Raw genomic sequence first — 11,590 nt, 5'->3', positions numbered from 1 at the left:
GTTAATACCTAAACAGAAAGTAATTTCATACTTTTAAAGTTTGGTATGAATCCAACCTAAATCCAACAAAATGGAAGGATGGAAAACGAAAATGACCACCACTAAAATGAGCGATTTTAAATTTAATAGACAGACGTATTTAAAAAGAATCAACTTTAACGGGAATATCTCTGTAAGCTTTGAGTGCTTAAAATCCATTCACCACGCGCAACATATAACCATTCCTTTTGAAAACTTTGATATTTGCCTGGGTAGAAGCATCCATCTTGATCCAGAATCCATATTTCAAAAACTGGTCAAACAGCAACGTGGAGGATACTGTTTTGAGCTAAACGGACTTCTTTTATTAGCACTTAAATCCTTTGGATTTGAAGCTCGCCCCTTGCTAGGACGAGTTCATCTAACTGGAGAGCCAAGTGGTAGATCGCATCAAGCAACTTTAGTAACTATAGAGGATAAAAAATGGTTGGTAGATGCAGGATTCGGAGCGGAGTCTCCACCAGTTCCCATACCGCTTGTTTACAACAAACCCGTGACATTTGAAAATCAAACTTATAGGTTAATAGCTAGTGAATTGTTTGGTTATATGCTTCAAAATAAACAGGATGAAACTTGGAAAAACTTGTATAGTTTCGACCTGAGCCATGTTTTTGATGTAGATATTAAACTAGGAAATCACTTTACCTCTACCAGCCCAGACTCCTTTTTTATTAATGCTAGAATTGCAGCGCTTCCTGTAAAAAACGGCATGCTGACGGTCTTTAATGACAGGTTTAAAAAGTTAATAAACGGAAAAGAAGAAATCACCTGGCTTAAAGATGACTCCTCTTATCTATCCATACTCGAAAATGAATTTGGAATCAAAATCGATGCAGAGTATAAGGATTTGAAACCATTGAAATAAATAATATAACTCACATTCTTTATCTGTAGTGACAAGGAGAATGCGTTTTTTTTAGTTGGTTTTAAATTAATGAAACATGTGACGCAACCTTTCAAGGTATTTTCCATCTAAAAATAAAAGAAAGATATGTTTAAAAATTTATTGAAATTTATAGTAATGGCACCCCTCCTCATGGCAACAACCTGCGAGGACGATCTTGAAGAGAACACAATAGTCTATAATGTGTATAAAACACAGGTCACCCCAGAATATAGTTTTTCCATGAACGACACCATTTGGATAAGTGGGAAAATTTCTAGCAAGGTCTATGATGAAGCAGTAAACGATTCAATTTTTTTGGAGAACCCTCATACAGACGAGTTTTCAATTCATAAATTTATTGAACCTACAGAGGCTTCAAACTGCAAAGATGCTGTGGATGCATTTGAACTCATTATAAACAAAGGTCAGTTGTCATTTATGCCTTCATGTGAAAATGGAAAATTAAAAGCGTTCCCAGAATTGGAAAACAACAATGATTATTACAGCTATAGAATAGGCTTAAAACCGAACACCAATGGGGATTATGTTATTAGTTGGCCTAATAGCATGCTTCAAAACTTCAATAGAAATGAATTTATTATAGACAACTATCCTATAGAAAATCATCCAAATCAAATTGGATTCAATAGTTGTGGTACTGTTTCTTGGCGCTACCTAAATGAATCTGATAAAGAGTATTATTTTACGGTTGAATAAAACATTTACAACTGCCTATTTAAGGCACAACTAGCGCTATCCTAATCTCTAAAATCACTTGGCTAGATAATGACACTCTGGTCTCATGGAATGTTGTTTCACACAGTTCACGACGTCCCCACAAACACAAAGTAGCGCGTTTTGTACTTGGAGTATGGAAATAAATTAAAAAGGCGGGACATCCTCTATGGAAATCCCGCCTTTTAACCTCGTATGAAAACAATTAGTTTTTAATAAACTTTTTAGAAACTTGTCCTTTATCTGTATGTATTTGTAATAAATACACACCATTACTTAAATGACTTACGTTAATTTGTTTCGTAGTATTATGAAACTGCTCTAATTTTCTACCAGCTACATCATAAATCACATAGCTTTTTACCTGATCTAATCCTTCCATGTATAAAATGTCTTTTACTGGGTTAGGATAAATGGCCCAAGAATTTAAAGTTTCCTCTTGAACACTTAATGATCCGTAATTGATGTTTACATCATCAATAAAAGCAGCACCAGAATAATTGTCATGAGCAAACCTGATCTCATCTATGTTGTATAACAAGGCACCTGTGTGAACAAGTGCACCATTTAAGAAGTATTGCACTTCATTTTCATTCCCTGAAACAGTTACATCATACCAAGTGTTTCTATCCCACATTCCAACTTGTATCTCAGTAAAGCCTGTATCAATATTCTCTAAAATTAGGATTTTACCATCGTAGGAAAAGTAAATTTCTAACACCAACTTTTCGTCAACAATACTACCACATTCTAAAGCAAAAACAGAAGAGTTATTACCTGGATAGCTATCAATACTAATACTATAGCTTAGAGAAAAGTTTGACTTATCTAAAGGGCTGTCCAATACACGAAAGGCTCCCATAACAGGAAAAGGTTGTGCTGGTATATTCGGATCATTTAGAATTCTCAATGATCTCGTTCCTGTTTTTGCTCTTTCTTCAGATACTATTTGTAAATCTGTAAATTCACCTGAACCAATACTTGTTGTGGTCCATCCTTGTTGCTAGTTTATATCACCCAACGCATATCCCTCTTCAGCTTCAAAAGAAATCGTGGTTTCTTGAGCTTGGATCAAAGTTGTACTAGCTAAAAATGCCATAAATAATAAGAAGTAATTTTTTGTCATAGTATATTTTTTTTTATTAATGTATACTCAAAGATATTACAAATGCATAAAAATTCGCTATCTGTGATAATGTTTAACAGTTTTAATTATTACTAAACACGCTAATGTTTTAGGACACAAATGCCACCAATCCGGTAATCAAAAACTTAGGTGTTTACATCATCAAAGGGCGTAAATTAACCCCCTACCAAGTTCAAATGGATTCCAAATGAAACTCCTGATGTCTAACCAAGCTGTTAGAAACACATTAAAATTGTGTCTAACGGATAAACTAACAGACACACGAATTCATTAGTCTAAATGTTCTTTGCCTCCAAAAACTTACTTGTTTTATCTAAAAATCAACAAGAAAAAAACAGCATAAACCAAAATCGATTATATTACTACGCATTTAAGGGGTCGAGCTTAATTCACAAAAAAACGAACAAAATCAATGAATAAAATACTAATTGGATTAGCCCTATTAGCCTTATTAGGGGGTAACACACAACAGAAATTCAACAACTCGCAAATTCCAATAAATGACACAAAAGGAAAAATTAAAGTCTTAAACTTTGGAACAACACATTTAAGCCAAACAACAGATGCTCATACCTCCCAAATCAATTTGAACGACCCCAATGAAAAAGCTGATTTAAAAAAACTCGTTGAAAGAATCGTGGCGTTTAAACCAACTATTATTTGCCTCGAATTAGAACCTAAAAACAACAACTATATAGCGGCCACCTTTTCAGAATATATAAAAGACCAATCTGAACGATTGAACTACTCTGACGAATTAAATTCTATTGGACTCGAAGTGGCGCGATTAAGTGGAGCAAATCGGATTTATGGAATAGACAGTCAAACAGGATTTGACTACCTAAGCTTAGTTGAAATTGCAAATAAAAAAACTGACGACAGCCTGTATGTTGTAGAAGTGATGGAAAATTACGAAAGGGTAAATTCTTTGAAACTTAAAGAACAATTTAAAACGATTAACACCAGAGCTTATAAAATGGAAACATTTAACTTGTACAATTTCCTGGCAACACAACATAGCATAGGAAATCAAGAAGGTGTTGATGAAATCTCAAAATTCTACCAACGGAATTTAAAAATGTACAGCAATTTTAATGATATAGAAATGACCGAAAATGATAGAGTTTTTATCCTTTTAGGAGCAACACATACCTCCTATTTTGACGTTTTTATAGAAAACAACCCGAGATTTCAATTGGAAAACCCAAATGAATATACCAAGTACTAAAAAGACACAGTATATCAACGGCAATTTGTCATCTAAAAAATGAATCGTTCGAAGCTAAAAATAAGGAAAGACAGCTTGGATAAAGGAATCGAAATTCTAACTTTTGCACTGATTTTGATTTCAGCGCTGTTAATTGGTGTTTATTACAAGCAACTTCCAGAAAAACTTCCAATTTACTTTAATTGGCCTTCTAAAGACAAAAACGGATTTGGAACAAAAGACCTATTATGGGTAAGTCCCATACTTTTTGGTCTCATCGCAATAGCTATTTATAAACTAAATAATCATCTTTGGTTTTTCAATAATCCCACAGAAGTAAATAATAAAAACGTGGAATTCCTCTATAAAATGTCTACCCAAATGTGGCGAATTTTAGGACTCCTGCTTGCCATTATATGCTTATTCATGACACTTACTTCCATCCTGAATGGACTTGGCAACGAAACTAATTTTAATAAGTATTTGTACCCCATTTTGCCAATAATGTTTATTGGATTGCCAATTATATACCTCATTAAAATATTAATGAATAAAAAACTATGCAGAGCAAAGCGTAAACTTAATTACTCACAAACCCGCCACAGGTCACTTTACCAAATTAGTAATAAACAACCTTATAAACAGTCAATACCCTTAGCCCACAAAAAACACACTTAAAAGCGCTGAAAATATAAACTCAACACCTATGGCAATGACTATAAATCCTATAATTCTAGATAAGGCATTTATGCCTGATGCCCCAAGTACCTTAACAATATAAAACGAACTTTTCAATACAATATATATACAAAGTACCGCTAACACAATGGCCCCAAGTATCAGGAATACGTCATGCAATTGGTCGAACTCTTGATTATAGGCTATTAATAACGAAATGGTTCCCGGACCTGCTATCATAGGCATAGCCAATGGGGTTAATGATATTTCAGATCGGTTTTTTATATCTTTTTTTACACGCTCTTTTTTCATCCCCTTATGTTTATTAAACTCCCCTGTCAATAAAGCAAAACCGGAGGAAGCTATTATTAGACCACCCGCCATTTTTAAGGAATTTATCGTTATGCCAAAAAACATTAAAATAAACTTCCCCGCAAAAAATGAAATGAGTAATATAACTAAAACATTTACTGAGGTCAAAAATGCAATTTTATTCCGCTCAGATTTATTGTGCTCTTGGGTTAAACCAACAAAAACAGGAACGGTACCAAATGGGTTCATAACAGATACCAAAGCTCCAAAAATCATAATAAATAATTCCATATCTTTTTTTCAGTAAAAGTCGCCTTATTACGGTTTTTCTAAATAAAATTTATGCGAAGTTTAGGTTAAGTAATTGTTTCATAAAAAGAGGATAAGAACCAATAAATTCAATCACCAAAAGACCTATAAAAGCAACCAATCAGACCATTCGCTTGAAGGAATTTTGCAAAAAATAAGCAAAGCAGGTAACATGCTCCCCCTGCATTCTAACGAAAATGTAATAGAACCATGATTCATTCCAAAACCCTTCCCCCATCTCATATATCAATGATTTTCAGTATTTAACAAATAAAATCACGTAAATCATGTAAATATTGCTTAAATTTAGTAACGCTGCCCTTAGAATCTTTTGCTAACTCAAAAAGGATCTATTATGACGTCTAAGTCTATTTTCGCACTTGCCTATTTTATGGCGTTATTACACTTTAGTAACACCCATACCTTAATGGCACAAACCTCAAACTCGCACGCTCTAGATTCTCTTTTGATAGAGCTAACAAAAGCCAAACTCGATACGAATAAGATCAAGTTACTTAATGATATAAGTTGGGAATATAAAACGATTGACCCCAAGAAAGGAATAGAATATGGAGAACAAGGGTTCGCACTAGCCCATGATATCGGATGGAAAAAGGGCAAAGCACTAACCATGAACCAAATAGGAATTAATAACTACTATCAGGGTGCTTATCTCGAGGCCATTCCCCAACTCCTCCAAGCCATAGACCTTTCCCAGCAAACCCAACTAACCTCAACCATGGGTTTAGGCGCCATCATACTTGGCTTGTGTTATGAAAATACCGATCAAGCGGAACTAGCTTTACAAGCGTATATCCAATCTAGTCAAGCCTTCCGAAAAATAGACCATCCCTACCTCAAAACGGCTTTAAATAATACCTGCATAATGTACCTCAAACTTTTAAGGTATCCCGAAGCCCTTTCTGTAACAACAGAGCTCTATGAGTATAGCAAAGAACGTAACGATGATATAGGACTAGGCCATGCCTATAGGTTTAAAGGTGCTATTTATGCCGAATTGTCCAACTACCCAATAGCATTACAAAACTTTTTTAACGCCCTAAAAATATTTGAGAAACATAACTTAAAGTCTCTAACGAATACAATGTATACAAGCATAGGAACAATATATGAAACTCAAGGAGCCTATGAAAAAGCACTAGACTACTACAACAAGGCTTTAACTATAAGTGAAGAAATGGGAACCAGGGAAACCAGTGCCTTGTTACTTTCAAATATTGGATCGGTTTATGACTTGCAAAAGGATTATATTAAAGCTCGTTCCTACTACCAACAGGCGTATAACATTTACCAAGAATTTGAAAACCACAAAGACCTCGCCTTAATAACCTACAATATGGGTGGAGTATATTTGGTAGAAAAGGATCATGAAAATGCACTGTTATGGCTTGAAAAGGCCATAAAAGAATCGCAAAGACTACAGGATAATTTTCAAACAGGGGTAATATTGGGTCTTACCGGTGAAACCTACCACCAAATAGCTGTAAATAACGACTCCAAAATGCTCGACAAATACTTCAGCGGAAATAAGGATGCAGCCATTAAAACAGGACTCAAATATACAGACAGTGCCATAACAATCTTAACCAACCAAGGAGAACTTAAAAACCGTGGGTTCTACCTTAATCAAAAAAGTAAGATACAAGCAATCCTTAACCAATACGAAGATGCTCTAATAAGCTACAAACAATATGCTGAAATCAACGATTCTCTCTTTAACATCGCGAGAGACAAAAAACTTGTTCAAGCAGAAATGGGATATGAATATGGCAGAAGAGAGGATTCACTAAATCTAGTAAGTACCAAGCAGAAATTGGAATTACAAAATAAAATAGAACTCCAATCACTTGCCTTTGAATATGAAACCAAGCAAGCTGCTGCACAATCAGAGCTCGAAAAGAAAGAATTGGCCTATGAGGAAGCGCTCAAACGACAAGCAATAGAAAATGAATATGTCCGAAAACAAGCTCAGATAGAAGCGCTCCATCAGAAAAGAGAACTGGAACAAAAGCAAAAGGAAGCCTTGAATATTGCGGAACTCAAACGTCAGCGAAATATTAGAAACTCCACCCTACTCGGAGCTTCAGGGCTGCTTCTTTTCTCCATGGTGGTAATGCGCCAGCGCAATAAAGTGAAAAAAGAAAAAGCACGTAGCGAAGCCTTACTTTTAAATATCTTACCTGCAGAAATTGCTGAAGAACTAAAAGAAAAAGGCAAGGCTGCAGCACGCGATTTTGACATGGTCTCTATTCTTTTTAGCGATTTTATTGGTTTTACTGAATTTAGTGCCAAACTTAGTGCAGCCGATTTGGTAAGTGAAATCAATCATTGTTTTGAAGCGTTTGACGGTATGATGCTAAAACATCATGTTGAAAAAATTAAAACAATTGGTGATGCTTATATGGCAGCCGGAGGACTACCTGTTCCTGCTCAAGAGTCTGTAAGAAACACGGTTTTAGCAGCGCTTGATATGCAATCCTTTATTGGTAAAAGAAAAGCCAATATGGATGCGCAAGGACTCCCTGCATTTAACATGCGTGTGGGGATTCATACCGGTCCCATTGTGGCGGGGATTGTAGGAGTCAATAAATTTCAATACGATATTTGGGGAGATGCCGTAAATACTGCCAGTAGAATGGAAAGTGCTGGTGAAGTAGGTAAAGTCAATATTAGTCAGCAAACCTATGAACTCATAAAAAATGATCCCGATTTTGTTTTTGAATGTAGAGGTAAAATTTCAGCCAAAGGCAAAGGAGAAATAGACATGTGGTTCGTTAGTAAAAAAAATACCTAAAACAAAAAGCGCCCGTAAAAGACGCTTTTTTATGAATATAAGATTTTTGAATGATATTTTCACGTTTATGTTACAAGGACTGATCCATAATATCTTGAACTACCTCCGGATTTAACAAGGTACTGATATCACCCAAATTAGAGGTATTCTTTTCTGCTATTTTACGTAATATACGTCTCATAATCTTGCCCGAACGAGTTTTTGGTAAACCTTCAGTAAATTGGATTTTGTCCAGCTTGGCAATCGGGCCAATTCTATCGGTAATGAGTTGATTGATTTCTTTACGTAAATTATCGTGCATCCTACCTTCACCGGCATCTTTAAGGGTGATATACCCATATAAAGCGGTTCCCTTAATATCATGAGGGTAACCAACAATAGCAGATTCGGCAACTGCTGGATGTTCATTAATAGCATCTTCAATAGGTGCGGTTCCTAAATTATGGCCTGAAACAATAATAACATCATCTACACGTCCTGTAATTCTATAATAACCTACCTCATCCCTAAGTGCGCCATCTCCCGTAAAATACATGTTTTTGTAGGTTGAAAAATAGGTTTCTTTATACCTGTCATGATTTCTCCAAATGGTTCTAGCCATACTCGGCCATGGGAATTTAATGCATAAGCGCCCCTCTACCTGATTGCCCTTTAATTCTTCTCCAGCCTCATTCATTAACGCGGGTTGTACCCCTATAAATGGTAAGGTAGCATAGGTTGGTTTTGTTGGGGTAACAAACGGAATTGGCGTAATCATAATTCCACCTGTTTCAGTCTGCCACCAAGTATCTATAATCGGACTTTTTCTTTTCCCCACATTATCATTATACCAATGCCAAGCTTCCTCATTGATAGGTTCTCCAACAGACCCTAATACTTTTATGGAGGATAAATCGAATTTCTCTACCAATTCTGAACCTTGTTTTGCTAATGCTCGAATAGCAGTTGGTGCCGTGTAAAATTGGTTGACTTTATGTTTATCTATAATTTCCCAGAAACGTCCAAAATCAGGATAATGTGGCACCCCTTCAAACATAAGTGAGGTGGCACCGTTCGCTAGTGGTCCGTAAACGATATAACTATGCCCAGTAATCCATCCTATATCTGCTGTGCACCAATACACATCATTCTCTCGGTATTGAAAGGCATTTTTAAAGGTATAAGCGGTGTAAACCATATAACCGGCCGTAGTATGCACCATGCCTTTTGGCTGTCCAGTAGAACCTGAAGTGTACAGAATGAATAGTGGGTCTTCAGCGTCCATAATTTCTGCAGGACATTCAGATGAAGCTTCATCCAATAAAGGTTGCAACCAAGTGTCGCGCCCTTCTTTCATAGAAATATTGCTGTCAATACGCTTAACTACTAACACATGTTCAACCCCTGAGCAAGACTCCAATGCCTCATCTACAATCCCTTTTAAATCTATGGTTTTATTACCTCTAAACGAGCCATCTGCCGTAATGACCATTTTACAATCGGAATCGTTAATTCTAGTGGATAGAGCTGTAGAAGAAAAGCCAGCAAACACGACAGAATGTATGGCTCCAATTCTAGCACAAGCTAAAATAGCAATGCTTAATTCAGGAATCATAGGTACGTAAATACAAACACGGTCGCCCTTTTTTATACCATGAGCTTTTAACACATTGGCCATTTTATTCACTCTTTCGTATAATTGTTTGTACGAAATATGTTCGGCAGGTTCGTCTGGATTATTCGGTTCGAACAATATAGCCGTTTTATCGCCACGAGTGGTTAAATGCCTGTCTATACAGTTTTCAGTAATATTAAGTTTTGCTCCTTCAAACCATTTAATTTCTGGTTTAGAAAAATCCCAACTTAAAACTTTATCCCATTTCTTTCGCCATAAAAAATGCTCCTCAGCTACTTCCTCCCAAAAATTTTCTGGTTCTCGAATAGACTTTCTATAAACTTGATAGTATTCTTCTAAATGTTTGATGTGGTAATTACTCATAATCTCCGGTTATGTTTGATTAAAATGTCTTTTAAAAATAAGTATTATGGACTAAACTGAAAATTAAATACTTATTGTAATTCGTTTATTTTTTATGTTCTAACAACCTGACTCTATAGGCTTTAAATTCTTTGACTACGCGAGGTGCCATAATTAAAGTAGCCGTCATGGTTGGAATAGCCATAAGTGCAAAAAAACCATCAATTAAATTAATCATCATGGCTAAAGAGGTCGTGGCTCCCATAAGGATACTTGCAATGTATAAGTAGTTATAATAATGCATGTTATCTGCTCCAAATAAAAAGGACATGCACTTAGTGCCATAATACGAATATGAAAATAAGGACGAAATACTAAAAACGGCAATACAAACTAACAACAAATACGTTCCTATTCCCGGCATGGCATCGCCAAAGGCTGAAGCCGTTAAACTCACCCCATTGGCATCTGATGTTTGCCAAACTCCTGTAACCAAAATGGCTAATGCCGTAAGGGTACAAACCACTAAAGTATCTATGGCTGGCCCCAACATAGCTACCAAACCTTCGCGAACGGGCTCATTGGTTTTAGCAGCACCATGAGCCATGGGAGCTGTACCAATTCCAGCCTCATTTGAAAAAGCACCACGTCTGATACCCAAAAGAATCAATCCGCCTACAACGCCACCTAAAAAAGAATCTCCTTTAAAATTATTAGCGGCAAACGCATCGGTAAATATCATTAAGAAGTATTTTGGTACCACTTCAAAATTGATGATTAATATAAATATCACCAAAACAAAGTAAAGTAAAACCATGCTAGGAACCATTTTAGACGCGACTTTACTAATTCGGTTTAATCCGCCAAGAATAACTATTGAGGTAATAAGAACTAATACAATACCTATAATTAGATTGGTATGAAACCCAACCTCAACACCGTTAGGCACTAATAAAATATCATTTATGGCTTGGGTTAATTGATTTACATTAAAAACAGGCAAAGCCCCAACAAGCCCACATAAACTAAAAAATACAGCCAATGGTTTCCATTTTTTTCCTAAACCTTCCATAATAAAATACATCGGACCGCCTTGAATCTTTCCATGACTATCTTTCCCTCGGTACATAATAGCTAATGTTGAGGTAAAGAATTTGGTGCTCATTCCTATAATGGCACTTACCCACATCCAAAAAACTGCGCCTGGTCCTCCTATGGATATGGCTACAGCTACACCAGCAATGTTTCCCATACCAATGGTTGAAGACAATGCTGTAGTTAAAGCCTGAAAGTGACTTATTTCTCCAGAATCGTTTGGGTTGTCGTATTTACCACGTAAAACTTGAAAAGCATGTCCCAAATATCTAAAAGGTAAAAACCCAGAAAGAATTAATAAATACAATCCTCCACCAATTAATAAAATTAACAAGGGCAATCCCCAAGCGTAAGAAGCAAAATCTGAAATAAGTTGGTTTAGTTGTTCCATGTTGTTTGTTAAGATGTAT

Annotated in this window: 10 protein-coding genes; 5 read left to right on the top strand and 5 right to left on the bottom strand. The window is 35.9% G+C overall.

Features of this window, described 5'->3' with window-relative positions:
* Positions 1-70 precede the first annotated feature (70 nt).
* Positions 71-904, top strand: coding sequence for an arylamine N-acetyltransferase family protein (locus VKY41_RS08605; RefSeq protein ID WP_500814039.1), 834 nt, complete (start codon positions 71-73; stop codon positions 902-904).
* Between the two features lie 156 nt (positions 905-1,060).
* Complete coding sequence (locus tag VKY41_RS08600; RefSeq protein ID WP_500814038.1) at positions 1,061-1,642, top strand: hypothetical protein; 582 nt, start codon at positions 1,061-1,063, stop codon at positions 1,640-1,642.
* A 223-nt stretch (positions 1,643-1,865) separates the two neighbouring features.
* On the opposite strand, the gene VKY41_RS08595 is transcribed toward VKY41_RS08600, so the two are convergent.
* Both VKY41_RS08595 and VKY41_RS08590 read right to left on the bottom strand, forming a co-directional pair.
* Positions 1,866-2,570, bottom strand: coding sequence for a T9SS type A sorting domain-containing protein (locus VKY41_RS08595; protein WP_500814037.1), 705 nt, complete (start codon positions 2,568-2,570; stop codon positions 1,866-1,868).
* 93 nt (positions 2,571-2,663) lie between these two features.
* On the bottom strand, positions 2,664-2,786 hold the full coding sequence (locus tag VKY41_RS08590) for a hypothetical protein (protein WP_500814036.1): 123 nt from the start codon (positions 2,784-2,786) through the stop codon (positions 2,664-2,666).
* A 433-nt stretch (positions 2,787-3,219) separates the two neighbouring features.
* Between VKY41_RS08590 and VKY41_RS08585 the strand changes: the two genes are divergently transcribed.
* A complete protein-coding gene (locus tag VKY41_RS08585) occupies positions 3,220-4,035 on the top strand; it encodes a DUF5694 domain-containing protein (protein ID WP_500814035.1) in 816 nt (271 codons plus the stop codon).
* 39 nt (positions 4,036-4,074) lie between these two features.
* Positions 4,075-4,692, top strand: coding sequence for a hypothetical protein (locus VKY41_RS08580; protein ID WP_500814034.1), 618 nt, complete (start codon positions 4,075-4,077; stop codon positions 4,690-4,692).
* On the opposite strand, the gene VKY41_RS08575 is transcribed toward VKY41_RS08580, so the two are convergent.
* Entirely contained in the window at positions 4,669-5,295 is a 627-nt protein-coding gene (locus VKY41_RS08575) for a MarC family NAAT transporter (RefSeq protein ID WP_500814033.1), read from the bottom strand. The genes VKY41_RS08580 and VKY41_RS08575 overlap by 24 nt on opposite strands.
* Before the next feature lie 904 nt (positions 5,296-6,199).
* On the opposite strand from VKY41_RS08575, the gene VKY41_RS08570 reads away from it, so the two are divergent.
* Positions 6,200-8,128, top strand: coding sequence for an adenylate/guanylate cyclase domain-containing protein (locus VKY41_RS08570; protein ID WP_500814032.1), 1,929 nt, complete (start codon positions 6,200-6,202; stop codon positions 8,126-8,128).
* Between the two features lie 70 nt (positions 8,129-8,198).
* Here the strand turns inward: VKY41_RS08570 and acs are convergent, their stop codons facing one another.
* Positions 8,199-10,106: an acetate--CoA ligase gene (gene acs, locus VKY41_RS08565; protein WP_500814031.1), complete on the bottom strand. Its 1,908-nt coding sequence runs from the start codon at positions 10,104-10,106 to the stop codon at positions 8,199-8,201.
* 85 nt (positions 10,107-10,191) lie between these two features.
* The gene (locus VKY41_RS08560; RefSeq protein ID WP_500814030.1) at positions 10,192-11,571 is read right to left on the bottom strand and encodes an alanine/glycine:cation symporter family protein; all 1,380 of its coding nucleotides are present in this window, start codon (positions 11,569-11,571) and stop codon (positions 10,192-10,194) included.
* Between the last annotated feature and the right edge of the window lie 19 nt (positions 11,572-11,590).

This window comes from Xanthomarina sp., assembly GCF_035306605.1.
Taxonomy (GTDB): domain Bacteria; phylum Bacteroidota; class Bacteroidia; order Flavobacteriales; family Flavobacteriaceae; genus Xanthomarina.
This window is presented reverse-complemented; position numbering and strand designations above follow the sequence as displayed.

Excerpts from the sequence above, each read along its gene's own strand:
- VKY41_RS08575 (WP_500814033.1), bottom strand. The coding sequence starts at position 5,295 with ATGGAATTATTTATTATGATTTTTGGAGCTTTGGTATCTGTTATGAAC.
- VKY41_RS08605 (WP_500814039.1), top strand. The coding sequence starts at position 71 with ATGGAAGGATGGAAAACGAAAATGACCACCACTAAAATGAGCGATTTT.
- acs (WP_500814031.1), bottom strand. The coding sequence starts at position 10,106 with ATGAGTAATTACCACATCAAACATTTAGAAGAATACTATCAAGTTTAT.
- VKY41_RS08570 (WP_500814032.1), top strand. The coding sequence starts at position 6,200 with ATGTACCTCAAACTTTTAAGGTATCCCGAAGCCCTTTCTGTAACAACA.
- VKY41_RS08585 (WP_500814035.1), top strand. The coding sequence starts at position 3,220 with ATGAATAAAATACTAATTGGATTAGCCCTATTAGCCTTATTAGGGGGT.
- VKY41_RS08560 (WP_500814030.1), bottom strand. The coding sequence starts at position 11,571 with ATGGAACAACTAAACCAACTTATTTCAGATTTTGCTTCTTACGCTTGG.
- VKY41_RS08590 (WP_500814036.1), bottom strand. The coding sequence starts at position 2,786 with ATGACAAAAAATTACTTCTTATTATTTATGGCATTTTTAGCTAGTACA.
- VKY41_RS08600 (WP_500814038.1), top strand. The coding sequence starts at position 1,061 with ATGGCACCCCTCCTCATGGCAACAACCTGCGAGGACGATCTTGAAGAG.
- VKY41_RS08580 (WP_500814034.1), top strand. The coding sequence starts at position 4,075 with ATGAATCGTTCGAAGCTAAAAATAAGGAAAGACAGCTTGGATAAAGGA.